This window comes from Caulobacter sp. AVps16, from assembly GCF_058681455.1.
In genome coordinates this window covers 778775-804663 of the sequence record NZ_CM178739.1, presented here as the reverse complement: position 1 = coordinate 804663, position 25889 = coordinate 778775, and the positions used below count along the sequence as shown (strand labels likewise).

Annotated in this window: 24 protein-coding genes, 1 tRNA gene and 2 pseudogenes; 15 read left to right on the top strand and 12 right to left on the bottom strand. The window is 63.7% G+C overall.

Annotated features, from left to right (window positions below; translation table 11 throughout):
• Positions 1-391: 391 nt before the first annotated feature.
• The 4 genes and pseudogenes from ACW17U_RS03805 to ACW17U_RS03790 form a co-directional block, all read left to right on the top strand.
• Entirely contained in the window at positions 392-1399 is a 1008-nt protein-coding gene (locus tag ACW17U_RS03805) for a hypothetical protein (RefSeq protein WP_492054911.1), read from the top strand.
• A 16-nt stretch (positions 1400-1415) separates the two neighbouring features.
• Positions 1416-3032 carry a GMC family oxidoreductase gene (locus ACW17U_RS03800; RefSeq protein ID WP_492054910.1) on the top strand — a complete coding sequence of 539 codons (1617 nt, stop codon included), beginning with the start codon at positions 1416-1418 and terminating at the stop codon, positions 3030-3032.
• 150 nt (positions 3033-3182) lie between these two features.
• The gene (locus ACW17U_RS03795; RefSeq protein ID WP_492054909.1) at positions 3183-3983 is read left to right on the top strand and encodes a hypothetical protein; all 801 of its coding nucleotides are present in this window, start codon (positions 3183-3185) and stop codon (positions 3981-3983) included.
• A 293-nt stretch (positions 3984-4276) separates the two neighbouring features.
• Positions 4277-4615: pseudogene (locus tag ACW17U_RS03790) on the top strand (hypothetical protein); the annotation flags it as partial.
• A gap of 93 nt (positions 4616-4708) precedes the next feature.
• On the opposite strand, the gene ACW17U_RS03785 reads toward ACW17U_RS03790, so the two are convergent.
• The 3 genes from ACW17U_RS03785 to ACW17U_RS03775 all read right to left on the bottom strand — a co-directional run bounded on the left by ACW17U_RS03785 (position 4709) and on the right by ACW17U_RS03775 (position 6689).
• Positions 4709-5191: a hypothetical protein gene (locus ACW17U_RS03785; RefSeq protein WP_492054908.1), complete on the bottom strand. Its 483-nt coding sequence runs from the start codon at positions 5189-5191 to the stop codon at positions 4709-4711.
• Positions 5192-5269: 78 nt separating this feature from the next.
• The gene (locus tag ACW17U_RS03780) at positions 5270-6091 is read right to left on the bottom strand and encodes a protein NO VEIN domain-containing protein (protein ID WP_492054907.1); all 822 of its coding nucleotides are present in this window, start codon (positions 6089-6091) and stop codon (positions 5270-5272) included.
• Between the two features lie 52 nt (positions 6092-6143).
• The gene (locus ACW17U_RS03775; RefSeq protein WP_492054906.1) at positions 6144-6689 is read right to left on the bottom strand and encodes a hypothetical protein; all 546 of its coding nucleotides are present in this window, start codon (positions 6687-6689) and stop codon (positions 6144-6146) included.
• Positions 6690-6770: 81 nt separating this feature from the next.
• Between ACW17U_RS03775 and ACW17U_RS03770 the strand changes: the two genes are divergently transcribed.
• Together ACW17U_RS03770 and ACW17U_RS03765 are read left to right on the top strand one after the other, a co-directional pair.
• On the top strand, positions 6771-6938 hold the full coding sequence (locus ACW17U_RS03770; RefSeq protein WP_492054905.1) for a hypothetical protein: 168 nt from the start codon (positions 6771-6773) through the stop codon (positions 6936-6938).
• A 4-nt stretch (positions 6939-6942) separates the two neighbouring features.
• A complete protein-coding gene (locus tag ACW17U_RS03765) occupies positions 6943-7563 on the top strand; it encodes a glutathione S-transferase family protein (protein WP_492054904.1) in 621 nt (206 codons plus the stop codon).
• Between the two features lie 148 nt (positions 7564-7711).
• Here the strand turns inward: ACW17U_RS03765 and ACW17U_RS03760 are convergent, their stop codons facing one another.
• Together ACW17U_RS03760 and ACW17U_RS03755 are read right to left on the bottom strand one after the other, a co-directional pair.
• Positions 7712-8467, bottom strand: coding sequence for a class I SAM-dependent methyltransferase (locus ACW17U_RS03760; RefSeq protein WP_492054903.1), 756 nt, complete (start codon positions 8465-8467; stop codon positions 7712-7714).
• Between the two features lie 136 nt (positions 8468-8603).
• A complete protein-coding gene (locus ACW17U_RS03755) occupies positions 8604-9353 on the bottom strand; it encodes a hypothetical protein (protein WP_492054902.1) in 750 nt (249 codons plus the stop codon).
• 271 nt (positions 9354-9624) lie between these two features.
• Between ACW17U_RS03755 and ACW17U_RS03750 the strand changes: the two genes are divergently transcribed.
• From ACW17U_RS03750 to ACW17U_RS03725, 6 genes are all read left to right on the top strand, one after another.
• Positions 9625-11727, top strand: a complete 2103-nt coding sequence (locus ACW17U_RS03750) for an acylase (protein ID WP_492054901.1) — start codon at positions 9625-9627, stop codon at positions 11725-11727.
• A 188-nt stretch (positions 11728-11915) separates the two neighbouring features.
• On the top strand, positions 11916-12512 hold the full coding sequence (locus ACW17U_RS03745) for a beta/gamma crystallin-related protein (protein WP_492054900.1): 597 nt from the start codon (positions 11916-11918) through the stop codon (positions 12510-12512).
• Positions 12513-12757: 245 nt separating this feature from the next.
• On the top strand, positions 12758-13150 hold the full coding sequence (locus ACW17U_RS03740; RefSeq protein WP_062148041.1) for a DUF983 domain-containing protein: 393 nt from the start codon (positions 12758-12760) through the stop codon (positions 13148-13150).
• 103 nt (positions 13151-13253) lie between these two features.
• Entirely contained in the window at positions 13254-13409 is a 156-nt protein-coding gene (locus ACW17U_RS03735; RefSeq protein ID WP_492054899.1) for a DUF3309 family protein, read from the top strand.
• Between the two features lie 88 nt (positions 13410-13497).
• Positions 13498-14820, top strand: a complete 1323-nt coding sequence (locus tag ACW17U_RS03730; RefSeq protein ID WP_492054898.1) for an MFS transporter — start codon at positions 13498-13500, stop codon at positions 14818-14820.
• Positions 14821-14864: 44 nt separating this feature from the next.
• Positions 14865-15614 carry a DUF599 domain-containing protein gene (locus ACW17U_RS03725; protein ID WP_492054897.1) on the top strand — a complete coding sequence of 250 codons (750 nt, stop codon included), beginning with the start codon at positions 14865-14867 and terminating at the stop codon, positions 15612-15614.
• On the opposite strand, the gene ACW17U_RS03720 is transcribed toward ACW17U_RS03725, so the two are convergent.
• Together ACW17U_RS03720 and msrA are read right to left on the bottom strand one after the other, a co-directional pair.
• A complete protein-coding gene (locus tag ACW17U_RS03720) occupies positions 15611-15961 on the bottom strand; it encodes an MmcQ/YjbR family DNA-binding protein (protein ID WP_492054896.1) in 351 nt (116 codons plus the stop codon). The two genes, ACW17U_RS03725 and ACW17U_RS03720, sit on opposite strands and share 4 nt — an antisense overlap.
• Complete coding sequence (msrA, locus tag ACW17U_RS03715) at positions 15958-16611, bottom strand: peptide-methionine (S)-S-oxide reductase MsrA (RefSeq protein WP_492054895.1); 654 nt, start codon at positions 16609-16611, stop codon at positions 15958-15960. The genes ACW17U_RS03720 and msrA overlap by 4 nt, the downstream gene beginning before the upstream one ends.
• Positions 16612-16764: 153 nt before the next feature.
• On the opposite strand from msrA, the gene ACW17U_RS03710 reads away from it, so the two are divergent.
• Positions 16765-16854: transfer RNA gene (locus ACW17U_RS03710), tRNA-Ser, on the top strand.
• A 353-nt stretch (positions 16855-17207) separates the two neighbouring features.
• On the opposite strand, the gene ACW17U_RS03705 is transcribed toward ACW17U_RS03710, so the two are convergent.
• From ACW17U_RS03705 to ACW17U_RS03690, 4 genes are all read right to left on the bottom strand, one after another.
• Positions 17208-18356 (bottom strand): DUF2827 family protein, encoded by a 1149-nt coding sequence (locus tag ACW17U_RS03705; protein ID WP_492054894.1) that lies wholly within the window; start codon positions 18354-18356, stop codon positions 17208-17210.
• Positions 18353-18904 carry a hypothetical protein gene (locus ACW17U_RS03700; protein WP_492054893.1) on the bottom strand — a complete coding sequence of 184 codons (552 nt, stop codon included), beginning with the start codon at positions 18902-18904 and terminating at the stop codon, positions 18353-18355. The genes ACW17U_RS03705 and ACW17U_RS03700 overlap by 4 nt, the downstream gene beginning before the upstream one ends.
• Complete coding sequence (locus tag ACW17U_RS03695) at positions 18901-19917, bottom strand: DUF2827 family protein (protein WP_492054892.1); 1017 nt, start codon at positions 19915-19917, stop codon at positions 18901-18903. The genes ACW17U_RS03700 and ACW17U_RS03695 overlap by 4 nt, the downstream gene beginning before the upstream one ends.
• 121 nt (positions 19918-20038) lie before the next feature.
• On the bottom strand, positions 20039-21952 hold the full coding sequence (locus tag ACW17U_RS03690; protein ID WP_492054891.1) for a YadA family autotransporter adhesin: 1914 nt from the start codon (positions 21950-21952) through the stop codon (positions 20039-20041).
• A gap of 241 nt (positions 21953-22193) precedes the next feature.
• Here ACW17U_RS03690 and ACW17U_RS03685 point away from each other — a divergent pair, with 241 nt between their 5' ends.
• Together ACW17U_RS03685 and ACW17U_RS03680 are read left to right on the top strand one after the other, a co-directional pair.
• Positions 22194-22793, top strand: a complete 600-nt coding sequence (locus ACW17U_RS03685) for a hypothetical protein (protein WP_492054890.1) — start codon at positions 22194-22196, stop codon at positions 22791-22793.
• Between the two features lie 1330 nt (positions 22794-24123).
• Positions 24124-25176, top strand: a complete 1053-nt coding sequence (locus ACW17U_RS03680) for a methyltransferase domain-containing protein (protein WP_492054889.1) — start codon at positions 24124-24126, stop codon at positions 25174-25176.
• An 86-nt stretch (positions 25177-25262) separates the two neighbouring features.
• Here ACW17U_RS03680 and ACW17U_RS03675 read toward each other — a convergent pair.
• Positions 25263-25532 (bottom strand): annotated as a pseudogene (locus ACW17U_RS03675) (transposase family protein); the annotation flags it as partial.
• Positions 25533-25889 lie beyond the last annotated feature (357 nt).

Here is a 25889-nt window from a genome sequence, read left to right as displayed (position 1 = left end):
CCAAGGATGAGCTCTGTCGCTCACGCCTCCTAGATTTGAGACAGCGCAATAGGCTCGGTAACGAGTTGAGGAAGCGCAGGAGGCCGGCCAACGTTCCAGGATCCTAGCAACGCGGTTTAGTCTGACAAGACTTCGGCGGGGTGTAACGATGTCCAGCGGCCCATGGCGTACTCCGTGCGCTGACCCAAACATATCATCGAACGTCGTGTTCCTGGAGCGGTTCGAGAGTCCGCTAATGGCGCTGAACAGCCCAAAGCGGCGTCGTCTAGCGAGGGGATTGCCCCACCTCTATCCCCGCCTGTCGCCAAAACTTCCCCAGCGCCTTCAACCCCTTACCAAAAACCCCACCGCCCCGATCCCCGCCTCTCCGCACGGCCGCATAATGCCGTGCATGACCGAACACAGCTCAGAAACCCCGCCCACCTGGTTCCGTCTCTCCGAGGCCTCGTGGGCCGAGATCGGGGAGGCCTATCGTAACGGCGCGACGGCCAAGGAGCTGTCGGCGCTGTGGAAGGTCTCGCCCGGCAGCATCTATCGCCATGCCCAGGTCGATGGCTGGACCAAGAAGCGCCATGCTGACGACGTGGCACGGGCCCATGTGGCGGCGCGGCGGGCCGAGGCTGCGGAGAGTCGGCGGGCGGCGGGGGCGTCGCCGGCGCGGGCGCGGCGCGCGGACGGGGTGGCCGCCAGCGGTCCGCCGCCGTCGTCCGATCCGGCCGAGATGAAGGCTGCAGCCCTGGCGCGGCTGGCAAGCGCGATCCATGACGGGCGCGACCACGAGGCTCTGCGGCTGTCGGCCCTGGTGCAGCGGCTGGACCGGCTGTTCGTCGCGGCCGCGGACGGGCCGGACTCGGCCGAGGCCGCCCCCGCCACTGCCGCGAGGAACGTCCCGCAAGGACTCGGGGAGCCCGGCAAGCGACCCTGGCCGACGCCGCCTCCAGAGGGCTATCCGGACGACGGCGGGCCCTTCATCGACTGGCGCCCGACGCGCGAAGCCGTCGAGCGTGAGACAGAGTCCATGTTTCGCATGATCGCCTTTACGGCTCTGGCGATGCTGCACAAGCCGGCTGCGGTGCATCCGGTCTTCATGCGGATGGTCTATCGTTTCCGTCGCGACGTGCTGGGCGAGACCAACGAGGAATGTATCCTTCAGTCGGCCGAGTATATCACCGAGCAGGCCCTGCTGAAGTTGGAAGAGTTCGCCTTCGAGCGCGTGGATGTGGTCAATCCGGACACCGGGATGCGCGAGCGGCTGCGAACCTGGCCCCCGGCCGATCCGCCCTTTCCCCAGCCCGGCTGGAGGCGCAAGCGCCTTCAGACACGCGTGCCGACCCTGGGGGCCCAGGCGGCCCGTCCACCGCTGGTGCCGGAGGCCAAATCGCGGCACGACTGCGGCTAACGGGAGGACCAGATCCGTGGCGGTCGAGACCTATGACTACATCATCGTCGGGGCGGGGTCGGCCGGGTGCGTGCTGGCCAACCGGCTGTCGGCCGATCCGCAGCGGCGGGTGCTGGTGCTGGAGGCCGGGGGCCGCGACAACTGGATCTGGTTCCACATCCCGGTCGGCTATCTGTTCGCGATCGGCAATCCGCGCTCGGACTGGATGTATCGCACCGAGCCCGTGCCGGGCCTGGACGGCCGCAGCCTGAACTATCCGCGCGGCAAGGTGATCGGCGGATCGTCGGCAATCAATGCCATGATCTATATGCGCGGCCAGGCGGCCGACTATGACGGCTGGCGGCAGCGGGGTCTGACCGGCTGGGGCTGGGACGATGTCCTGCCGCTGTTCAAGGCCCAGGAGGACCATATTGCTCCGCCATCGGAGCATCACCAGTCGGGCGGCGAGTGGCGGGTGGAGCATCCGCGCATGCGCTGGCAGGTGCTGGACGCCTTTGCCCGGGCGGCGGCGCTGGAGGGCATCCCCGCCAGTCCGGATTTCAACGGCGGCGACAATAGCGGCTCGGGCTATTTCAACGTCAACCAGCGGGCGGGCCTCCGGTGGAGCGCGGCGCGGGGGTTTCTGAAGCCCGTGCTGGCCCGGCCCAATCTGGAGCTGCGCACCGGGGCGCGGGCCAGCCGGGTGATCCTCGATGACGGCCGGGCCGTGGGCGTGGCCTGGACCGAGGACGGGCAAGAGCGCGAGGCCCGGTGTCGCGGCGAGGTGGTGCTGACCGCCGGGGCGGTGAACAGCCCTCACCTGCTGGAGCTGTCGGGCATCGGTGACGGGGACCGGCTGGCGGCCCTGGGGCTGCCCGTGCATCGCCACCTGCCGGGGGTGGGCGAGAACCTGCAGGACCATCTGCAGATCCGGCCGATCTATCGGGTCAAGGGCGTGGCGACCCTCAATGCCCACTATGCCTCGCTGTGGCGGCGGCCGCTGATGGCGCTGGAATATGCCCTGCTGCGGCGCGGGCCGATGTCGATGGCGCCGTCGCACCTGGGGGCCTTTGCCCGGACCTCGCCGGACTATGCGACGCCCAATGTGCAGTTCCACGTCCAGCCCCTGTCGCTGGACCGGTTCGGCGAGCCGCTGCACCGCTTTCCGGCCATCACCATCAGTGTCTGCAACCTGCGCCCCTCCAGCCGGGGCAGCATCCATGCGGGTAGCCCGGATCCGGCCGCCGCGCCGCTGATCCAGCCCAACTATCTGGCGACGGCGGAGGACGAGCGGGTGGCCGTCGACTCCCTGCGCCTGATCCGCCGCATCGTCGCCCGGCCGCCCCTGGCCTGTTATGACCCCGACGAGATGAGCCCGGGTCTGGCGGTCGATGACGATGCCGGCCTGCTGGCGGCGGCACGGCAGCTGGGCACGACGATCTTCCACCCGGTGGGCACGGCGAAGATGGGTCTGGCCGACGATCCGACGGCCGTGGTCGATGGCCGCCTGCGGGTGCTGGGGATGGCGGGCCTGCGGGTCGCCGACGCCTCGGTCATGCCGGCCATCGTCTCGGGCAATACCAACTCCCCGACCCTGATGATCGCCGAAAAGGCCGCGCGGATGATCCTGGAGGACGCGCGCCAGGCGGTATAGGCGACAGCCTTGCCCAAAACCGATGCCCCGTCCCGGCGTTTTTCCCGCCTGAGCAGAAAGTCCGGGCCCGCTTCGCCCAAACCGTGTTGAATGACTCTGGTTAATGCGCGCAGCGGGAGTCAGCGTCGGGTGGGCAGGTTGAGCGGGATATTGCGAGCCTCGGCGGCGAGCCTGGCGATCATGGCGGTGCTCGGCGCGGATATCAGCCAGGCCGGCAGCGGTGATGACTGTCCGCCCAATCCCCAGCCCGGCAAGTGCTATGAAAAGGTCATGTCGCCGGCCCGCTACGAATCCTATGTCGAGCAGGTGATCGACCGCCCCAGCCGGACCGAGAGCCGGATCATCCCGGCCGTCTATCGCTATGAGGAGCGCCAGGAACTGGTGAGCCCGGCGCGGACCGAGCTGGTCACCGTGCCGGCCACCTGGCGGACCGTGACCGAAACCGTGGTGGTCCGGCCCGAATCGGAGCGGATCGAGACCGTTCCGGCCGTCTATGAGACCGTGACCGAACAGGTGCTGGTGCGCGCGGCCCATACCGAGTGGAAGCGCGGCATGCTGCTGGACCGCCGTGAGACCGACCCGGGCCGCACCATGATGACCCCGACCGGCGAGGTCCTGTGCCTGGTCGAGGTGCCGGCGGAATATCGGCACGAGTCCCGGCAGGTCATGGTCCGCCCGGCCCGGCAGGTCCGGGTCCGCGAGCCGGCCGAGACCCGGACCGTGACCCGCCAGGTGATCGACCGCGACAGCCATGTGGAACGCCGCGAGATCCCGGCCCAATACCGCACGGTATCGGTGCGGGTCCTGGTGAGCCCGTCACGGGTCGAGACCTATGACAGCCCGGTGGTCTATCGCACGGTGGTCAACCAGAGACTGGTCAGTCCGGCCCGCTTTGAATGGCGCGAGATCACCTGCGCCCCCGGCTCAACCCCCACCCGCCACGGCACCTGAAGCGTTATTGCGGTCCGCGAGACCGCCGGTTCGCGCCGGACCCTGCACGGGGTGAGAATAACTTCCCCCAGGGGTTGAAAACCACCACACCATCGACCAACGTTCGGTTAAGGTTAATTCTCGTCTCCTCCGGCCCGGATTCCACGCGGGACCCGGGGCATGGGCGACAGAGTGTAAATGGGGTCGATGGGCTCATGAGGGGATCTGAAATGAAGTTGAAACTTGCTGCTGGCCTGCTGGCCGTGCTGGGTGCCAGCGCCGTGGTCGGATCGGCCAGTGCCGCGGAAGACTATCGTCGTCCGTCGCCGCCGATGCCGCCGATGCCGTCGATCGACTGCCTGTGCACCCGCGCCGTGGTCTTCTACGGCCCGACCTCGTCCTATGGCGACATCCGCGTCTCGGCGCCGGGCGTCCGCGTCTATGGCGAGCCAGTCGTCGTGCCGTCGGGCCGCATCGATATCCAGGGCCCGCCGGTCTATGTCGACGCCCCGCCGATCCGCATCGCCGCGCCTCAGATCTATCTGCATCGTCCGGAAGTGCATGTCCGTCCGTCGGCCGTCACGGTCGATGCGCCCGAGATCCACTTCACCGGCTGCGCCGACGGCGTGCGCTGCGAGCCTGTCCGCCCCTAAGGGCTGCAGGGCTTACAGCCTTCGAAACTGGAAAAGGCGGGGTTCACACCCCGCCTTTTTTGTTGGCCGCCCCCGCCTGGATCAGGAGGGGGATCAGGGCTTGCAGAAGTCGCGGGCCTCGCGGGCCAGGGCCATGTCGCCCCCGGCCAGGGCTGTCTTGACCGCCTCGTCACAGCGGGATTCGCTGAGCAGGGCCGTGACCTTGCCCCGCAGGGCCGCCGCAGCCTGGGCCGCCTCGCGCAGGATCTTCGCCTCGCGGCGGTCGCCCGGCAGGCACAGGGACAGCCAGGTCGCATCGGCGCAATTGGCGATCAACCGGGCCTGGCGCGCCGCCACGGCACTGTCGGCCTTATCGGTGGACGGTCGGGTGTCCGGACCCGCTGCCGGCGGCGTGGCGGTGGTGGTCTCGCCCGGTGTGGCACCGGTCGCCGCCGCATCGAGCGGACGGACGACGGTCACCGACGGGATCTGGTAGTGGCATACCCAGCCCTTGGAGGTCATCTCGCAGGACTGAAGGGCGGCCTGGGCCTCCTGCGGCGCAGGACCTTGCGCCAGGGCAAGCAAAAGCAGGTACATCGCCAACCTCACGCGCGGGGAGCCGCAGGCCACGACCCTAGGATCAATGGCGGCGACAGCCTAGCCGTTTATCCGGTCTCACCCAAGATCCGGCGGATCGGCCGGCTCGCTGTGCGGCCGCAGCTTGTAGAAGCGCAGATCGCCGCCGAGATCATGCAGGCGGTAGAGGCAACAGACATCCGGCCGGCCGGCCCACAGCGCGTTTTCGGCCTCGCTGAGGGCCAGGGGCGTGGCGATGCCGCCGGTCGTGGTCTTGACCAGGATCAGCCGCTGCTGACCGGTCGGGGTGAAGCTGAGGATGTCGTGACCGGGCGGGTCATCAGGCCGCCGGGCCAGGCGGACCTGCTCGGCAAGATCGGCGCGGCCGTGCTGGCGCAGCCGGCGCTGTTCGAAGGCCAGGACGGCGCGGTGTCCGGCCTCGACCAGCGGGGCATTGGCCTGGTCACGGCCGGCGGGATCATGGCGGGCGATCAGCTGTTCGGCCCGCGGACTGGGCTGCCTCTGTTCGGCCACGAAGACCGGCGGCGGCCCCTCGGCCAGATGCAGGGGCTCGCGCGACGAGAACAGTACGGCCGGACGCGAGGCTGCCAGGATCAGGCCCGGCCGCGAGGCCAGTTGCCGGTCGACGGCATCGACCACCGCGTCGGGCAGCTTCCAGCGCGGCGCAAAGTCCCGGACCACAGGCAGACCGATCAGGGTCAGGACGGCGGAGATATGGCTCTGGCGAAAGGCGATCGCCCCGTCTGGGCGACCGGTGACAAAGCGCAGGGCGCGCTGGTGGCTGGCGGCATTGACCGTCTGGCCGGCCAGCTGCTTGGCCAGCATGACGAAATAGTCGCCGGTCACGAGGTCCAGATCGGCCTCGCTCCAGTCTCCGGTCTTGGGGGCTGTTTCGCACACGGGGCGACGATGCCCCAGGCCGGGCCGCAGCGCTACCCGGTCACGACCCGGATCAGGGCAAGGGCCGGACAGGCGGCTTGGGGGCCTCGGCGATCGGCTCGTCCTCGGACTTCAGACCCGCCGCCGACAGGGCCCGGGCGATGGAGGTGACCGGCTCGCCGCGCACGACCTGGAAACTCAGGGTCAGGGGCTCGGCCCGGTTGTCGGCCAGATTGGCAAAGCCCACCGCGGCCGGATCGGCATTGAGGGCGACCTTGTAGGTGCGGTTCGACAGCACCCGGCATAGCAGCACAAAGGTCTTCTGATCGTTCAGCAGACGCGGGGTCTTGATGCAGTCCAGGGCCTCACCGCCGGGCACGGGCGCATAACTCCAGGCCCGCGGGTTCATCTTCTGGTCAAAGACCACCTTCAGGATCAGCACCCCCGGGGCCAGGGTCTGGCCCTCGGCCGGATAGGTGGCCACGACCTTGGGCGGCAGGGTCGGCGGCATCACGGTCACCGGCGAGACGGCCGTCGACTCCTCCCGCGTCTGGATCAGGGCCCCTCCCCCCGCAGCCAGGGCGACGACAAGGGACAGGGCGGGGGCGAAAAGGGTCATGAGCACAGCTTGACCGCCAAGCGCGGCCTTCTCAAGGCAAAGGCGCGCACGGGGCCCACGCCCTGTGCTATAGGCGCGCTCATGACCGATACCCCCGACCATTCCGACGAAACCCCGATCCAGCGCGCCCTGCGTCTGAAGAAGGCCGCGATCGACGCCCGCCCCAAGCCGCCGCGCGGCGGCAAGTTCCAGCGGGAACAGGCCGCCGGCGTCCAGGCCGGCAAGTCCAAGCCCTGGATGACCCGCTAGCGCCATGCGGGTTCTGGGTCACGCTGCCTCGATCAATGTCCGCAAGGTGTTATGGACCCTGGACGAACTGGGCCTGGCCCATCAGCGCGAGGACTGGGGCGCGGGCTTTGCCCCCACCCGCCAGCCCGACTTCCTGGCCCTCAATCCCAATGGCCTGATCCCGGTGCTGGTCGACGATCTGGGGCCGCTCTGGGAGAGCAACACCATCTGCCGCTATCTGGCCCATCGCCATGGTGCCAGCGGTCTGCTGCCGCCTGCAGCCCGGGATCGGGCCCGGGTCGAGCAATGGATGGACTGGCAGGCGACCGAACTGAACGGTGCCTGGCGCTATGCCTTCCTGGCCCTGGTCCGCAAGACAGCCGGCTTTGACGATCCGGCCGCGATCACCGCCAGCACCACGGCCTGGAACACGGCCATGACCCTGCTGGACCGCCAACTCGCGACCACCGGGGCCTATGCGGCCGGCGAGACCTTCAGCCTGGCTGATGTGGTGCTGGGCCTGTCCACCCATCGCTGGCTGATGACGCCGATCGATCATGCCGACCTGCCGGCCGTCCGCGCCTATTATGACCGCCTGCGCGCGCGGGCCGCGTTCCCGCCCCATGCCCGGGCGGATGTGCCCTAGGCCCCAAGGGCCCTTTCGCGCGACGGCCTTGCGGGGTCCGGCCTCATCCTTAGACAGGCTCGGGATGAGGGCGAGTTTCGCGTCGGGGCCGTCGAGCACCTCATCCTGAGCTTGTCGCAGGACGAGGTTCTCACACTGCCGCAAGGGTTTAGCCGGGCTTGCGGAACTTCAGGATGAACTGGTCGGTCTTGCCGCGAATGACCGGGTCGAAGACATTGGCGGTATGAGGATCGGCGGCATCGCGCAGGATCGGACTTTCGGCCTCCAGCTTGAAACCCGCCGCCTCGACCTCGGCCCGGACATCGGCGACATCGATACGGTGCAGGGTGTCGGCGACAGCCAGACCCGCCCCGCTGGCGGCGGCATGGTCGACGATCAGGAAGACCCCGCCCGGCTTCAGCGACTTGAAGACCTCGGCATTGACCGTTGCGGCCGTGGCGGTCGGGAACGGTTTCAGATGCAGGTCGTGATAGTTCTGGACCGTGATCACCAGGTCGAGATTGTCGGGCAGGTCCAGGGCGATGACACTGCCGTCCAGCGGCTTGGCATTGGGCAGGGCCGCCGATACCGCCTTGAGGCTTTCGCCATACTTGGCCTGGAAGCGGATAAACTCGGCCGGCTGATAGGCATAGACCGTGCCCGAGGGGCCGACCGCGCCGGACAGGATGCGGGTGAAATAGCCGCCGCCCATGATGAAGTCGACGACCGTGTCACCGGGCTTGACCCCCGCGAAGGCCAGGATCTCGCCGGGGTGACGGGCCGCGTCGCGGGCACTGTCCTCGGCCGGGCGAGCCGGACTGGCGAGGGCGGCGGTGATGTTGGCCGGAACCTGGGCCAGGGCCACGCCCCCGAACGCGCAGGCGGCCATCACCGCCAGAACCGAAATGCTGTGTGTGCGAGCCATGTCGCCCTCCCTTGTTTGCGGCAGAATTGGCCGATTTCCCCCAACCGGAAGAACGGCGGTATCACGGCATTTTCACGGCCGGCTTCAGACATGGCCCCGGGGCAGCGGCAGGCCCCAACTGAGCTTCAGTCCTGACTCAGGGCCTGGCCTTCAGGGATCCGGCCTCCTGTTCGATGGGCGCGTATGTATAGCTGCCGCAGAGGGTCGAACTGTCCTTTGGAGGCCAAGGCCCCGGGCCAAAAGCGGCCACCTTTGTGTTTTTGCTCGGAGAATTTGCGGTTATGGCGAGATAGCCGATTTTGCGGCAAAGGCCGCCATTATTGGCCTGGGCCGGTGTGACGGCGCGCATAACCTTGTAGACGAAAACAAGCGTACCTTGCTCTTCGGTCTTTTCCTTCAGATAGTCCTCCATGCCGATCGGCTCCATCATGATCTTGCTCCAATCGAGCTTGCCGATCGCATCGACGCCACCGCTGTCGACAATCTGAAGGTCATAGGTGAGACCGTTATCCCCCTGCATATGGAGCCATTGCGTCGGCTCGTTCTCCTTGAGGATGCCGGTGAAGGCCACGTTCCCCGTAAAGCCGATCGCGGAGGTGGACGCCGCCTCGAACCACGCGCTCTCGCCGTTTATGCCCATGGGCGGGGGATAGGGCATGACTTCGCCCTGAAACCCGTACATTTCCTTTTCATTCGTCGGCCGGCCCCAACCTTCTGATTCCTCGCCGGACTCGACGTCTGTGCTGGCGGAATTGGCCGGGGGCGCAGGTGCGGCGGCGCTTAGGCTGGCCTTCTTCTGCTCGGGCTGGGGCTCGGATGCCTTTGGACCGCAAGCCGCCGTCAGGAAAACCCCGCCCAAAATCATGAAGCTACAGATCAGTCGCATAAGGGATTCCACAGGGCGCCCAGGCCTGATGGCCCATCTCATCTTGGCCCTGGTTGCGCCGCGCCAACCCGAGGACCGGGATGAACATCCTCGTTCCGGCCCGCAGTTTCAAGGGAAGGCGTGCCATCCTCGGGGCAGTCGCCTGGCGCTTCGCAGGGCGCGCGACATCTGACCCAAGCCTGGCCCCGCCCCTTCCCCAACGTCGGCCTTCCCCTGCCCTGCCGGATGCGCTCATGATCAGCGCAACGAGAAAACAATCGGGGAGGCTTGGATGCGGTGGATTCTGCGCGGGATCGGCGGACTTTTGGCGTTCGCGGTGCTGGCCGTTCTGGCCCTGATCGTCATCGACCGCTCCAGCCTGCCCAAGGCACCGGACCGGGCGGCCCTGATCGCGGCCGGCGAGCGCTATGAGGTCCGCATCCGCCGCGACGAATGGGGGGTGCCGCACATCCTGGGCAAGACCGACGCCGACGCGGCCTATGGCCTGGGCTTTGCTCAGAGCGAGGACGATTTCGCCACCCTGAGCGAGGTGACCCTGGCCACGCGCGGCGTCCTGGCCCGCACCAAGGGGGCCTCGGCCGCCCCGACCGACTATGTGGTGTCTCTGTTGGGCGTCTGGCCCACCGTTGATACCAATTACGACAAGCTGCCCGCCGAGCTGCGCAAGGTGCTCCAGGCCTATGCCGACGGGGTCAATCACTATGGGGCGCTCAATCCCAGGGTCGTGACATCCGGCCTGCTGCCGGTCACCGGCAAGGACATCGCCGCAGGTTTTGTCTTCAAGCAGCCGTTCTTCTACGGCCTGGACGGCGAACTGAAGAAACTGACCGCCCCGGATACGCCCCCTCCGCCGCCCAAGGGCTCCAACGGCCTGGCCGTCGCCCCGTCGCGCAATGCCGACGGCGCCACCCGCCTGCTGGTCAATTCGCACCAGCCCTATACCGGCCCGGTGGCCTGGTATGAGGCCGTGGTCGAAAGCGGTGAAGGCTGGCACGTGGCCGGCGGCTTCTTCCCCGGCTCGCCGTTCATGCTGCATGGCCACAACGCCACCCTGGGCTGGGCCAATACGGTGTCCAAACCCGACCTTGTCGACACCTACCGCCTGACCATCAATCCCCAGAACAAGAACCAGTACCGCCTGGACGGTGCCTGGCGCGACTTCGAGATCTCCACCGCCCTCCTGCGCGTCAAGCTGTGGGGCCCCATCGTGCTGCCGGTACGCAAGGCGGTGCTGCGCTCGGTCCACGGCCCGGTTCTGGAGACCAAGCGCGGCGTCTTCGCCATCCGCTATGCCGGCATGGGCGAATACCGCCAGCCGGTGCAGTACTGGAAGCTGGACAAGGCCCGGAACCTCGAAGAGTGGCGCGCCGCCCTGGCCACCCATGCCCTGCCCAGCCTGAACTACATCTATGGCGACGCCGCCGGGAACATCGGCTTCGTCCATAACGGCCAGTATCCCAACCGGACCGTCGAGGCCGACTGGAGCGGGGTCCTGCCCGGCGATCGCTCCGACCTGATCTGGCAGGGCTATCGGCCGGTCAAGCAGATCCCGCAGCTGTGGAATCCGAAGTCGGGCTTTGTGTTCAATTCCAACAACAGCCCGTTCGAGGCCAGTGCTCCGACCGACAATCTGAGGCCGGCGGACTTCCCCGCCTCCATGGGCCTGCAGACCAACATGACCAACCGCGCCCTGCGGGTGCAGGAGACGGTCGGCATCGATGCCGCCATCACCGATGACAGCTTCCGGCGCTACAAGTACGACCTGACCTATAGCGAGCGCTCCAGCGTAGCGGCGATGATCGCCAAGGTCACCGCCGTCGATCCGAAGGGCGACAAGGATCTGGCCGCCGCCCAGGCGATCCTCAAGGGCTGGGACCGCAAAACCGACCTCAGGAATCGCGGGGCAGCCCTGGCGGCCCTGATGAGCCAGCCGATCCTGTTCGCCCGCACCAGCGGCGAGGCCGAGCCCGACCCGATGGACACCCTGAAGACGGCCATCACCACCCTGAAGACCCATTTCGGCCGGCTCGATCCTGAATGGGGCGAGGTCAACCGCATCCGCCGCGGCAAGGTCGACATGGCCATCGACGGCGCCGCCGACACCTATCGCTCGGTCTGGGGCCGGCTGCAGAAGGACGGCACCACCACCGCCGAGGGCGGCGACACCTTCATCATGTTCGTGACCTGGGACCGGAACGGCAAGCTGTCCTCCGACAGCATCCACCAGTTCGGCTCGGCGACCCTGGATGCGGGGTCGAAGCACTATGCTGACCAGACGCCGCTATTCGCGGCCATGAAGACCAAGCCGGTGCTGTTCACCGAGGACCAGCTGAAGGGCCATGTGCAGGAGGATTACCGGCCGGGGACGCGGTAGGGGGGCGAGCCTCCCCAGCCAATGCCGCTGCCCCCTCCTGACCGCTAAAGCGGTCGTCCTTCCCCGGAGGGGGAAGATGAAGCGTGCACGCCGAGACCTTGCAAGCAGCCCCCGTCTGGCGTTCAGCTACGGTTCAGCCGCCAGGCCTAGCTTGGCGACATCGAGTTCAAAGCGTTGGGGAAACCAGTATGCGCAAGACCATCAGCCTGATCGCCTTCGGCGTCGCCTCCGTCATCGCCGCTGCCGCCCAGGCCCAGGCTCCGCAATGGAACGGCCCCTACCAGGAGCCGCCGCGCGGATCCTATGTCCAGAGCTGCCGCGAGATCACCGCCTTCAATGACGACGTCTATGCGCGCTGCAAGCAGAACGACGGCCGCTGGGCCTGGGTCGGGGCCCATGTCCGCGACTGCAACAGCCAGGGCCTGGCCAATGCCGGCGACGGCCGCCTGGTCTGCCAGAGCCTGGGCGGTGGAAATGGCGGCGGCGGTGGACGGCCCGGCGGTAGCGGCGGTGGCGGTGGCGGTGGCAATCCCTATCGCGCCGAAGCGGTCCTGTTCGAACATGCCGGCTATGAAGGCCGCCCCTTCGAGGTGCGGGGCGACATGCCCGACCTGACCGCCGTCAAATTCAATGACACGGCCTCGTCGATCAAGATCCTGCGCGGCGAGTGGCAAGTGTGCGAGGACGTCGACTATCAGGGTCGGTGCTGGACCCTGACCCGCGATCAGGGCCTGCTGGGCCGTGAGGCGAATGACCGGATCAGCTCGATCCGCCGGGTCCGCTAGAGTCGGTTCCAGGCCGGGGCCGGTGGTGATTTGCTTAACCGCCTGCCCCGGCTGTAGCCGCACTCATGGAAAACGACGACCAAAGTGCCGCGGTTAGAACAGTCAAGTTTGGCAACAATCCCAACTGTGTTCACATCTTGTTACAATCTTCGCCATTTTGATACTTGAAGATGTCGACATTCAGGCCGCATTAACTATCAGATGCGTCGCTAGGTCACCTTTAAAACTGGCCCTGGCCGGCGCATATGGACACCATGTCGAGTAACTCCACCCCAAGTGTCCTGACCGGCCTCAAGCGCGGCCTGATGCATCGCTGTCCCAACTGCGGCGATGGCCGTCTCTATGTGCGCTATCTGAAAGTCGATCCCGATTGCGAGGCCTGTGGTCACGACCTGGCGGAGTATCCGGCCGACGACGGTCCGGCCTATTTCACCATCCTGATCATCGGCCACCTGTTCGTCGCCCCTCTGCTGCTGTTCCCGTTCATCTGGAAGGCACCGGTGGGGCTGGTCCTGCCCCTGACCGTCCTGCCCCTGGCCGCCCTGACCCTGGTGCTGCTGCCCCGCGTCAAGGGTGCGGTGATCGGCGCGCTGTGGGCCATCAAGCTGCGCAAGGCCCAGGACGCTCCCGGCGACTGACCCCCGACCTTTACAGGAACCGACAAGCGGCGCCGCACATTCCTACTGCCGACACCGTGCCCCGGCCTGAAGCCGGTGGTCGCGGCCGAACGGGAGAACGGACATGCTCGGCACGATCCTCATCATCATTCTGATCCTGGCCCTGATCGGCGCCCTGCCGACCTGGAGCCACAGCAAGTCCTGGGGCTATTTTCCCAGCGGGGGCCTGGGCCTGGTCCTCGTCATCCTGATCGTCCTGGTCCTGATGGGTCGGCTCTAGACCCGCGGCCGGACACCATCCAACGGCGGTTGGCGTCCGGCCCCGGCTTCGCCTAAGCTTCCCCCGCAACGCCTCGGGGGAGATGGGCATGACGACGCAAGCCGCCGAGACCAAGACCGGCGAAAACCCACCCGGCATGACGTCGTCGGCGCGGGCGCGGGCCATTCTCGGCGGTTCGGCGGGCAATCTGGTCGAATGGTACGACTGGTTCGCCTATGCCGCCTTCTCGATCTATTTCGCCAAGGTCTTCTTCCCGGCCGGCGACCAGACCGCCCAGTTCATGAAGACCGCTGCGGTGTTCGCTGTCGGCTTCCTGGCGCGTCCGGTCGGGGCCTGGCTGATGGGCCTCTATGCCGACCGCGCCGGTCGCCGCGCCGCCCTGACCCTGGCCGTAGGCCTGATGAGCCTGGGCTCTCTGATCATCGCCGTCACCCCCGGCTTCGACCAGATCGGGGCCGCCGCCCCCGCCATCCTGCTGGCCGCCCGCGTGCTGCAGGGCCTGTCGGTCGGCGGCGAATACGGCGCCAGCGCCACCTATATGAGCGAGATGGCCGGCAAGAGGCGTCGCGGCTTCTGGTCCAGCTTCCAGTACGTGACCCTGATCATGGGCCAGCTGGTCGCCGCCCTGGTCCTGGTCATTCTGCAGAATGTGCTGGAACCGGCCCAGCTTTCGGCCTGGGGCTGGCGCATCCCCTTCTTCATCGGCGCCGCCCTGGCGGTGGTCGTATTCTGGATCCGCAGCGGGCTGGAGGAGTCCCAATCCTACACCAACGCCAAGGCTGCGGGCGCGCCCAAGGCCAACACCTTGGCCATGTTCACCCAGCATCCGCGCGAGGCCCTGGCCATCATCGGCCTGACCGCCGCCGGCTCCCTGGCCTTCTATGCCTACACCACCTACATGCTGAAGTTCCTGACCAACACCACCGGCTTCAGCAAGGAGGTGGCGGGGGCCGTGAACCTGGCGACCCTGGTCGGTTTCATGCTGATCCAGCCCCTGTTCGGCTGGCTCTCCGATCGGCTGGGACGGCGGCGCATGCTGGTCTTCGCCTTTGGTGGCGGGGCTGTTCTGGCCTGGCCGGTCTTCACCCTGCTGGCCAGGGCGACCGACCCGACCGTGGCCTTTGTGCTGATCTTCGCTGCCCTGGTGGTGCAGTCGGCCTATACCTCGATCAGCGCCGTGGTGAAGGCCGAGCTCTTCCCCACCCATGTCCGGGCCCTGGGCGTCGCCCTGCCCTATGCCATCGGCAATGCCCTGTTCGGAGGCACGGCCGAGTTTGTCGCCCTCTGGTTCAAGAGCATCGGCCTGGAAAGCGGCTTCTATATCTATCTGACTGGCATGATGGCCATGGGGGCCGTGATCGCCCTGGCCCTGCGTGACAGCGGCAAGCACAGCCGCATTCTGGAGGACTGAACCTGGCCCTTCGTCGAATCCCTGTCCGGACCTAGGCTCGCCCCATGCCGATCGTCGACATCGCCGCCCTCGCCCTCTTCGTGGTCGCCTGGCTGTTCTATGAGCCCCTGCTCAAGCGGCTGGGCGAAGGCGGCAATCTGATCAATACCGACATGACGGTGATCCGCCGGCGCTGGATGCAGGAGATGGCGGTCCGCGAGATCGCCCTGCTGGACGGCCAGCTCCTGGGTCATGCGATCAATTCGGCCAGCTTCTTCGCCTCGTCCAACCTGATCCTGATCGCGGCGGCGGCGGGCGTCCTGTTCGGCGGAGACGGCGCACTGAGGAGCATCGAGGGCCTCGCCGTTCTGGCCCCGGCCTCGCAGATGATGTTCGAGATCAAGCTCGGCCTGGTGCTGTTTGCCCTGGCGCGGGGCCTGCTGGACTTCATCTGGGCCATTCGCCAGATGAACTACTGTCTGGCCGCCATCGGGGCCACGCCGATGTGGGCCTCGCCCGCCACCCTGGCCGAATATGCCGAAGCCACCGGCGGCATCCTCAATCCGGCGCTTTCCGCCTTCAATGCCGGGGTGCGCGGCTATTACTTCGCCCTGGCGGCCGCGGCCTGGCTGCTGGGCCCCTATGCCTTCATTTCCGCCACCCTGGGCGCCCTGCTGCTGTTGCTCTGGCGGCAGAGGCGCAGCCGGGCCTCGTCGGCCGTCCGTCAGGTGCGTCAGATCCTGGAGCGCCAGCCCGTCGTCCACGGCCCGCACCTGAAGCACGGCGAGCAGGATCCTCCGGTCGACACGATCTAGCTGAGACCGAGGCCCGCCCGCACGGCCCGGGTCAGCCTGGCGGCCACGAGGCCATGGGCGGTCTTCAGCCAGTCCTCGACCTCGGCCGGGTCGAGCCCGGACAGGTCCTCGAACCTCACCCATCTGGCCCGGGCCAGATAGGGCGCGGGGCCGGCGCGGCCCGTCTCGATCAGCACCTCATAGGCCACGTCCGAGACCTTGAACGACACGCCGCCCCGGGCGATCGCGTCACCCATCACCGCGAACATCTTGCCGCCGACCTTGTAGACCTGGTCAGAGCCCCAGGGCCGATCCATCGTCACCGCCGGCAGGGCCCTGCAGGCCCCGTCGAAGGCTTCGGGGCTCAAGCCTCGACGCCGACGCCGATCGGGCAGGTCACGCCGGTGCCGCCGATCCCGCAATAGCCGCCCGGGTTCTTGGCCAGGTACTGCTGGTGATAGTCCTCGGCGAAATAGAACGGCCCGGCGGCAGCGATCTCGGTGGTGATCGACCCAAGACCTTGGCCGGCCAGGGCCTGGCCATAGGCGTCCTTCGACGCGGCGGCCGCAGCGGCCTGGGCGTCGCTCGTCACATAGAGGCCCGAGCGATACTGGGTGCCGATGTCATTGCCCTGGCGCATGCCCTGGGTGGGATCATGGTTTTCCCAGAAGGTCTTCAGCAGGGTCTCGTAGCTGACCGCCCTGGGATCAAACACCACCAGCACCACCTCGGTATGACCGGTTCCGCCGCTGCAGACCTCCTGATAGGTCGGATTGGGCGTGATCCCGGCCGCATAGCCGGCGGCGGTGACATGGACGCCGGGGACCTTCCAGAAGATCCGCTCCACGCCCCAGAAACAGCCCATGGCGAACACGGCCGTCTCCATCCCGTCGGGATAGGGCCCCTTCAGGGCATGGCCATTGACGAAGTGGGACTCCGCCGTCGGGATCGCGGCCTCACGCCCCGGCAGGGCGCTGTCGACGGAGGGCAGATCCAGGGACTTCTTGCTCAGCAGCATGGTGTGGCCTCGGCGGGAAACGGTCCCAGTCGATATATGTGGTCGCGCACCACATTTCACCCCTCATCAGCGCTTGCTCCCGAAAGCCCCGTGAGTATATTGCGCGCCTTCCTGCGAAGGGGGGCCTCAACCGCTCCCGATTCAAGTGCGCATGGTGAGGTGGCCGAGTGGTTGATGGCGCACGCTTGGAAAGCGTGTTTAGGTGAAAGCCTAACGAGGGTTCGAATCCCTCTCTCACCGCCACGCGCCCCCGCAAATTCAATTACTTAGTGAAAAACTCGCAGTCATGTCGATGGCATGGCGCAGTTGAACGGCTTTGCTCGCTTCGATTGACGTTGGTGCACAAAGGCACCGCGTCGTCGCACCCCGCTGGAAATGGGTGCCGATGCAAGCTGCCGAACATGTCATGCCATAGTTGCCGAGGCGATGCGTCGCGCGAGAGGTCCGTACAGAGGTTCGCGCTCCTCACCCCTATCTGCGCTAAGGGCAAGGCTAGCTCGATTTCGTGGAGTATTGGATCAAGAGATGACCGTCGTTAGCCATGGCTGCGGCTGCGGCCCTGTCGCCCCTGCCTTCTCCGGGGAACCCATTACAAATCAGAGAGCTGACAGCGGTGAAGTCAGCAGGCGCTCGTGGATCTCAATATTGGTCGGATGACCAGGAGCCAAACGCGACACCAAGTCGTCGCATGAAGCACTATAACGTTCCAACTCAGAACTGTGGCGATCAAGCGCGTCAATCAGTACATTAGCTCCAATGTCCGGAGCGAAGTCAGGATAATAGTACCCATAGTCTTTAATGAACTCAGAGTTGTGTATGAGTGGGTATTTTCCATACAGCACCTCATAGTACATATAGTTTAGGCCGTTTTCCCAATGATGGGTGACAATGGCGTCGCAATGATTCGCAAGGAAATCAGGGCTAATAAACCTAGACTCTACGGTCATTATGCCTGACTTCGCCGATTTCATAGACGATGCAAAACTTTTGAAATGCGCGTTTTCCATTAATGAAAATGCATTCGATATGTAGATGGCCTCAAACAACTCAGGCCTTGCACGCCAAGCGGCATCACAAAGCAGCATGCCCATGTGACTTGTCTTCATGACCGTGTTGTTTGGATCCATCATCCCAACACGCCACTTTGTCTTGCCCGGGCGAAAGCCAAACTGCCCTTCCTGCACAACCGGACGCGTATTGAGGATTGTCGGAGACCAAATCTGCGGGACCACCGCTACCGGCATCCGATAAAGGGTCTGGAGCCAAGGCTTATAGGTGTGCACGTGCTGAGGCGTCGTCCAGACGCCATCAAAGCAACCTACATCGAAGTAACGCTCTGCTGCATGCCGCCGGTCATCGTTGATAATGGACTCGATCGAAAGTATCGCGCCATTACCACCCCGGTAGGAGATAATTCGGGCACCTCCCGCTCTTAACGTTAGCGCCGCTTGAGGATCGATCGCAGCACCGATAACGATTACATAGTCGAGCTTACCGACCACGTCCGGTATGCGGAGAACGTCTGACTTATCAAATCCAAGACCTTCGATATTGTCGTCGAGATCTGCATCACCCTGGTTCAGAAAGACGACCTTGGCGCACCCTTTGGCGGCCCTGAAAAGTTCAAAGAGAAAAATTACGTTCTGGCGTAGTCCGTTTTCCCACAGACCCAGCTTTCCTTCGGGGTCGACATAGATTGTTATGCCAACAGAGTACCCCGCTCTCTTCTCAGCAAGAGAAATCACCCGATCAATTCTTTCTTGATTGAGACACAACCAGAATCGCCCGCCGGCATCAGTTGAAGTTGCAGGGCCGGGCTGGCCTCACTGACACGGATGTTTCTGGAAGAGACCTTTTCACCGGAAAAGGCACCAAAAACCTCCTTTTTTACGACATCACAGCGCTGAGGCCAGTAGATCACCTGCTGATACAGCCCCGAGCAGGACCCTGCCGGCGCAACAATCAGCGTCGTCAGACGCGTATCACCCTTCAGGCCATGGCTTGATTCCGCCGACAGGACCGTAGGCCATCGATTGGGGTCAGGTCCGAGCGGCTGCACGACGAACTGAGCGTCACTCCCGTCGAAAATGAACTCCGCAGCCTCCAGAGTCGTCGGCGCACAGGTTCGCATATTGATCTGCTGGAGAGCGACCTTGAGCCTTGCCACAGCTTCCGAAGGTGCCCGAAAGGCACCCCCTGCTGAGCTCCGCTGCGCCCAGGCCGCGCCGCTAACGATCAGGAAGGTCAGGGCACCTGCGCCGGCGACCCTGGCCCAAGTCGGGAGCCTCATCATGACGCCATAACCATCTCGATCAGTTCACTATGGCGAGCCTGTACTGCGGGATTATCGACGCGGTAGCGCCACAGATAGTCCACGGCCTGGCTGCGAGCGAGCTTAGCGCGAGAGGGGTGCTGCTTGAGAGCGTCTGCAATCACCCTGCCTCCATCCTGCGTATCAAAGGATTTGTAATAGTATCCAGCCCCCTCTATCTCAGGCGAGTTGTGGATAAACGGGTGACCCGAGTAAAGTATATCCCAATACAAATAATTCAGATTGTTTTCCCATTGATGCTCAACTACAGCATCTATATGAGTTCCCACGACATTGGTGGTCTTCCACCTCGCTTCGGAATATACTTTCTTGTCTTTGTGCAATGACGTCGCAGCAATGAACTCTTCGAAATGGGGAGTTCCAACAAACTTTTCTGTATTGAAAAGCATGACACGATCAATCAAATGCGGCGCACGGCGATATGCCTCTTCAACCGCAAGCAAGGGGATATGAAACGTTTTTACAGTATTTATGTTAGGGACCAGTGTACCGACCCTGTAACCCGCCGAAAGATCGCGGTCCTTCCAGAAATATCCCACTTTCGATGCCTTGATTGATGCTTCAAGGCAGACTGGCTCCCAAATATGCGGAACCATCTCGGTAATAGAGCAGCGGGTGAGAACACTCCAGGCACGATTGGTGTGCCAATGTTGAGGCGTTATCCAGACGGCATCAAAAGGGACATTGGCGACGATCTCCCCATTTGGACTGTTTGATGCGACGCATTCAAAATTCATGATCGCGGCATTGCCAGCCATGTAGGAAACGATTTTTCCGCCCTGATCGCGGAACATTTTTGCCATGACCTCATCAGTCCGCGACCCCAGCTCGATAATGAGGTCGAGGTTTGCGATCGCTGTCTGTTGATCGAGACTGTCGACGCCACACCATTCTGCCAGTGGATGGGGCGTTTTGGCTTCGCTGCAGTCCACCATCACGACCCTGCCCACTTCAGGCAAGCGGGCGAGAAGCATGATCAAATATACAATGTTTTGATTGAGCCCCGAAGACCAGAGGATCTGGTCTAGAAACTCGCTTCCTCGCCCAGCCGTTATCCCTATACGGACCTTTGTCAACTAACCAACCTAGATGTATTTAGCGCCACTTATATCCAATACCCACCGAGGCCCCAACACTATTGCCTTCGGATGTAAAGCCGACGCTGCCACCGATGGTCAATCCGTCAGAGGGTCGCATTTGATACTTCAGGTTCAATGCAGTCGTGCCCCGATAGGCACCAACACTGCCCACAATCCCCTGCTCACCAACCTCGAGGGGAAGCTGAACCGACGCCGCTGCCAGGGCCATCGCCACACCGCCATTTGCGCGACGGATGTCATTCCGGGTTGAGCCAAATGCAGCGTTCAGTTGCTCCAAATTGACAGCGTCCGTCGCGTTTACCCCAGGCGCAACATTGGTCAACCGACGTTCACTGCCGGGCGCGCCGAGTGAGACCGTATTGGCCTCGGATGCGACAGAACCTGCACCTATAGCGACCGAATTGGTGGCGCTCGATTGGACAACGGCCCGACTGCCCAAAGCCAGACTGTTTTGAGCTGCGGCGTTGGCTTCATAGCCTAGAGCAGCACTGCCCGTGCCACGAGCGGCGGCATTCACACCGAAGGCGGTCGCGTTAACCCCCGAGGAGGATCCGACGCCCAAGGAAAAGCTGTTGGTCGTATAGGCTCCCGTGAAGCCAATCTGGGCAAACCGGACATCCACCGAGGATGCAAGGGCCACAAATTGCCCGCCATTTACGGCATCAGTGCTGTTTGCTGCCAAGGATCCCGACGCAACATTGACTATGCGCCTTGCCTGGCTGGAACTGCCTACGGATACAACATTACTCGCCCCGCCATCTGATGATCCGGCACCCAGCGCCACAGAGTTGTTTCCGGTAGCCTGAGCGCCTGGTCCCACGGCAACGGCATTGGCACCCGAAGCAGCGGATCCAGAGCCTACAGCCGTCGCCATGGCCCCCAAAGCCTGAGCCTTGTCACCCATGGCAATGGCACCGTCGACCGTTGCCGAGGATGCATCACCAATCGCAATGGCTGACTTGCCAGTGGCTGTCGTCAGATTGCCCAAGGCTACAGCGGCCTGGCCTGCAGCCGTATTGCCCCTTCCCAGGGCAATGGCGTTAGCACCCGACGCAGCGGATCCCGAGCCGACCGCCGTCGCCATGACACCCTGAGCCTGGGCCTTGTCACCCACAGCAATGGCACCATCGACCGTTGCCGAGGATGCATCACCAATCGCAATGGCTGACTTGCCAGTGGCTGTCGTCAGATTGCCCAAGGCCACAGCGGCCTGGCCTGCAGCCGTATTGCCCCTTCCCAGGGCAATGGCGTTAGCGCCCGACGCAGCGGATCCCGAGCCGACCGCCGTCGCCATGACACCCTGAGCCTGGGCTTTGTCACCAACTGCAATGGCACCATCGACAGTGGCTGAAGACGCATCACCAATCGCAATCGCCGACTTGCCGCTGGCCGTCGTCAGATTGCCCAAGGCCACAGCGGCCTGGCCTGCAGCCGTATTGCTCCTTCCCAGGGCAATGGCGTTAGCACCCGACGCAGCGGATCCCGAGCCGACCGCCGTCGCCATGGCCCCCTGGGCCTTGGTGTTGTCGCCCAAAGCAATGGCACCATCGACCGTGGCTGAAGAAGCATCACCGATCGCAATCGCCGACTTGCCGCTGGCCGTCGTCAAATTGCCCAGCGCCACTGCGCCTTGGCCCGTCGCCGTATTGGTGTTGCCGATAGCCACCGCACCGACGCCTGACGCATTATTTGGGTCACCGATAGCGACAGCACCGTCGCCCGAGGCGCTGTTTCCAGAGCCAACGGACACCGCCTTGCCATTGGTCGCGGTGGCATTCTTTCCGATAGCCACAGAGTCGAGGCCACTGGCGGACGCGCCCGGCCCAATGCCAATGGCATTAGCGCCCGTCGCGCTTGATCCAAAACCAGCCGCGACGGCGTTCGCGCCAGTGGCGGTCGGCGTCGCCAACCCTCCGGCATTATTCGCATTAACCGATGAAACCTGGGCAGGTGCAGGTGCAGGTGTTGAGCCCGAACCGGAGCCTGAGCCTGACTGCAGGCTTACGATAGCCGACGACATCGTCGTCAGGGACACCGTGATTGCAGAAATGGTCCCCGAAGTTACAGCGGACTGACTGCTCAAGGACGTTGAAATCGCCGAGACTGACGAATTCAGGGCCGAAACTTGGCTTGCGGTTGTTGACGACACCGTGGTCAGCGACGTTCCGACATTGGAAAGCGAAGTGCTGACCGCGCCTACGATCGACGATGTGCTCGAAAGCGAGGTCGACACATTGCCCAGCGCCGTTCCCACCGAAGCCGTCGCCGACGACACGCTGCTGAGGGAGGCTTGGGTATTTGAAAGGCCCGTGCTGACCGCGCCTACGATCGACGATGTGCTCGAAAGTGACGTCGACACATTGCCCAGCGCCGTTCCCACCGAAGCCGTCGCCGACGACACGCTGCTGAGGGAGGCTTGGGTATTTGAAAGGCCCGTGCTGACCGCGCCTACGATCGAGGACGTGCTCGAAAGTGACGTCGACACATTGCCCAGCGCCGTTCCTACCGAAGCCGTCGCCGACGACACGCTGCTGAGGGAGGCTTGGGTATTTGAAAGGCCCGTGCTGACCGCGCCTACGATCGACGATGTGCTCGAAAGTGACGTCGACACATTGCCCAGCGCCGTTCCCACCGAAGCCGTCGCCGACGACACGCTGCTGAGGGAGGCCTGGGTATTTGAAAGGCCCGTGCTGAGAACACTTACAGCCGACGATGTCGTCGAAATCGAATTTGCCAGTGAAGAAACCTGACTCGACATCGAGGACGACTCACCCGGGGTCATCTGAGCGTGCGCGGGGGTGGCACCAAGCCAAGACGCTATTCCGGGATCATCGCCGTGGTGAGGTAACGGCAAGCCCACAAACTGGAACACGACGACTGAAGAGCCCGCGAGCAACAATGATTTGAGCCTAGCCTGCCCACTCACATGCTTCTTCACGGACCACCTCGATTTTGCTTCGACGGCGAAATTAACTGTAGAGTCCTCCAGAACACAACCCGGAGACCGGTGTTTTTTTGGAATCCAACACAGGTGCAGTTCCTTCCCTAGCGGAAATTATTAAAGTGCAATGTGCGACAGATTCAACTTTTCCGAGCCCCTTGCTTTCGAGATGGGTCAGGGCTTTGGCAAGGCATTGAGTGATTTCGACTGAATGTTTAGAAATTCGGCCAACAATAAACTTTTTACAGAATAGATCATGCGAAAATTAGAAATAAAATACTTTTCTGAATAATAGATCGCGCTCAGATTGTCATAATTTATAGATTTAATGTAATATTTTAAGATGCAAATGCATTTCCGAATATTATCTACATTTCGCAACAGTCCATACGCATCTAAGCTTTTTTGTCTTGCCCTGATTATTGCCCTACAGGAAGCTAGATTTCAGCCCTTGAGAGGACGCAGATAGGGCAGACGAGATTCACTGAAACCAGAATGATAGAGGATCTGCGCGAACTGGAGCCGAGGCTTCAGCGGTCGAGTTAGCGTTGTGTCCGAAGCTTATGACCGCTGCAGGTCAAACTGAGTGCGCTTCATGAGTACTAGACGCGCTGGCTCAACGACGGCAAACAGCCATTCGATGGCATCATTGCTTTCGTTGCACTAATGCAAATGTAGATCTGCGAACAGTCAATCGGCACACTGTGCCATTAAATTTCTCTTTAAAATCAATGGTAAATTCCCCTCTCACCGCCACGCACCCCCGCAAATTGTCTCGCGCGTCAGGCCAGTTTCCTAAGCCTGCGTTTTCGCGCGCCTATTGCCGCGGAAAGCCATTCGCTCACGCGCAAATCCAACACGAAGTCGGGCAACGACCTGCCAGATAGGCTGCCGCGTCTCCGCGAGTTCGAGATGAGGTTGGGTTTCCCGATGATTGGGCACTGCTTGGGGAATCTTGTGATTTCGAAGCGGTGCTGTCAGAGCAAATTGCTGACAGCGTCCTTGGACTGCCTGCGCCTAGGAGTTCACCCCACCGAGGCATCTGGTTCCGCGCCCTGTTCCAACTCAATCGCGGCTATAACCGTTTGCGCCTTCAAACCGAACTCTCCTAAAAACGACGTCAAAGCCAGGAGCATGAGTTGGACGACGCCGGCCTCACGAACGCGCAAGACTACTACGGCAAGGTGCTCAAGGGGTCCGGGGACCTTCGAACCGACGCCTGCTGCACAACTGACGCGCCCCCGCCGGCCGTTCGGCGCGCTTTGGCCAATGTCCATGACGAGGTAAGGGCGCGATACTACGGCTGCGGACTGGTCGCGCCTCCCGCGATCGAGGGCGCTCGAATCCTCGACCTTGGATCCGGCTCGGGTCAGGACTGCTATGTTCTGGCCCAGCTGATTGGTCCGACGGGCCAGATTGTGGGTGTCGATGGAACGCCCGAACAGCTGGAGCTGGCGCGCTCCCACCTCGACTGGCATCGCGATCGCTTCGGATATGACCGGTCAAACGTGCATTTCATCGGCGGGGACATTGCCCATCTCGGCGAACTGGACCTGGAGCCGGCATCCTTCGATGTCATCGTGTCCAACTGCGTCATCAACCTGGTCGAGGACAAGGCCGCCGTCTTCGGCGCCGTCCATAACCTCCTCAAGCCCGGCGGCGAGCTATATTTTTCAGACGTCTACGCCGACCGTCGCGTCCGGGATGCGCTTCGGCGCGACCCCGTGCTGCACGGGGAATGCCTTGGTGGCGCGCTCTACTGGGGCGACTTCCTGCGCCAGGCCAAGGCAGCCGGCTTTGGTGACCCTCGCCTCGTTGCCGATCGCCCCCTCATCGTTGGCGATCCACTGGTGGAGCTGGCGGTCGCGCCAATCCGCTTTTTCTCCGCCACCTGGCGCCTGTTCAAACTCGATGGCCTGGAATCCGCCTGCGAGGACTATGGCCAGGCCGTTCGCTATCGGGGCGGGATCAGCGGCTTTGAGAAAGCCTTCGTCCTCGACAAGCACCACACATTCGAAGTGGGGCGCATCACACCGGTCTGCGGTAACACCTGGCGTATTCTGCAGGAGAGCCGGTTCGGCTTGAGTTTCGAGTATTTCGGCGACTTCGATCGGCACCTCGGCATCTTCAAGGGCTGCGGGACTGACCTGCCGTTCTCGACGCCGACGGACAGCACAGCGGCCTGTTGCTGACGTCCCTGGCCCTCACCGGCTAGCGGTCGCGACCGTCTTGCTGAGCGAACAAATATCGCGCTGCAGTGCTGTCAACTTAACGCCGAGAGAGACATCCGCTTGTTCCCGATTGAGCAGACGACCACGTCCAGATGCCATCGCGGCGACGGGGCGGGGCGTTTGCGCTTGAGATTCCTTGCGATCTGCGGACCAAACCTGAGCGTCCAGCAGCGGATGGTCTCATAGCTCACGTCGACGCCCCGTTGGGCCATCATCTCCTCGACGTCACGAAAGCTCAGAGTGAAGCGGGAATACAGCCAGACGGCGTGTCTTATGACTTCCGCTTGAAACCGGTGGCGCTTGAATGAGAGCTGCACGACCTATCTCAGAACTCGAGCCCCGTTGAGGCCGGAAGTGGAGACAAGTTAGCGTTGGACTGACAGCACCGCCACGCACCCTCGCAAATTGTCCCGTGCGTCAGGCCAGTTCCCCCAGCCTGCGTTTTCGCGCGCCTATTGCCGCGGAAAGCCATTCGTTCATGAGCAAATCCAACGGGGAGCCGGGCGTGGCGATGGCGGACCGGTGCAGGAAGCCTGGGTTCAGTGCGCCGACCTTCTTTCGGCGGAAGGCCATGTAAGGAGGACCGGACGTTGCAGAAGCACGGCGACTGAAGGCGCTGGAAGACGAGAACGCCAAGGCTCAAGTCGACCCACGACTTTCGTTACCGCTCGATG

Bases quoted from the DNA above. Each gene is read 5' to 3' on its own strand.
- ACW17U_RS03745 (WP_492054900.1), top strand. From the start codon at position 11,916: ATGCGCAAGACCATCAGCCTGATCGCCTTCGGCGTCGCCTCCGTCATC.
- ACW17U_RS03750 (WP_492054901.1), top strand. From the start codon at position 9,625: ATGCGGTGGATTCTGCGCGGGATCGGCGGACTTTTGGCGTTCGCGGTG.
- ACW17U_RS03765 (WP_492054904.1), top strand. From the start codon at position 6,943: ATGCGGGTTCTGGGTCACGCTGCCTCGATCAATGTCCGCAAGGTGTTA.
- ACW17U_RS03755 (WP_492054902.1), bottom strand. From the start codon at position 9,353: ATGCGACTGATCTGTAGCTTCATGATTTTGGGCGGGGTTTTCCTGACG.
- ACW17U_RS03775 (WP_492054906.1), bottom strand. From the start codon at position 6,689: ATGACCCTTTTCGCCCCCGCCCTGTCCCTTGTCGTCGCCCTGGCTGCG.
- ACW17U_RS03740 (WP_062148041.1), top strand. From the start codon at position 12,758: ATGGACACCATGTCGAGTAACTCCACCCCAAGTGTCCTGACCGGCCTC.
- ACW17U_RS03805 (WP_492054911.1), top strand. From the start codon at position 392: ATGACCGAACACAGCTCAGAAACCCCGCCCACCTGGTTCCGTCTCTCC.
- ACW17U_RS03735 (WP_492054899.1), top strand. From the start codon at position 13,254: ATGCTCGGCACGATCCTCATCATCATTCTGATCCTGGCCCTGATCGGC.
- ACW17U_RS03730 (WP_492054898.1), top strand. From the start codon at position 13,498: ATGACGACGCAAGCCGCCGAGACCAAGACCGGCGAAAACCCACCCGGC.
- ACW17U_RS03785 (WP_492054908.1), bottom strand. From the start codon at position 5,191: ATGTACCTGCTTTTGCTTGCCCTGGCGCAAGGTCCTGCGCCGCAGGAG.
- ACW17U_RS03725 (WP_492054897.1), top strand. From the start codon at position 14,865: ATGCCGATCGTCGACATCGCCGCCCTCGCCCTCTTCGTGGTCGCCTGG.
- ACW17U_RS03700 (WP_492054893.1), bottom strand. From the start codon at position 18,904: ATGATGAGGCTCCCGACTTGGGCCAGGGTCGCCGGCGCAGGTGCCCTG.
- ACW17U_RS03770 (WP_492054905.1), top strand. From the start codon at position 6,771: ATGACCGATACCCCCGACCATTCCGACGAAACCCCGATCCAGCGCGCC.
- ACW17U_RS03695 (WP_492054892.1), bottom strand. From the start codon at position 19,917: ATGCTTCTCGCCCGCTTGCCTGAAGTGGGCAGGGTCGTGATGGTGGAC.
- msrA (WP_492054895.1), bottom strand. From the start codon at position 16,611: ATGCTGCTGAGCAAGAAGTCCCTGGATCTGCCCTCCGTCGACAGCGCC.
- ACW17U_RS03760 (WP_492054903.1), bottom strand. From the start codon at position 8,467: ATGGCTCGCACACACAGCATTTCGGTTCTGGCGGTGATGGCCGCCTGC.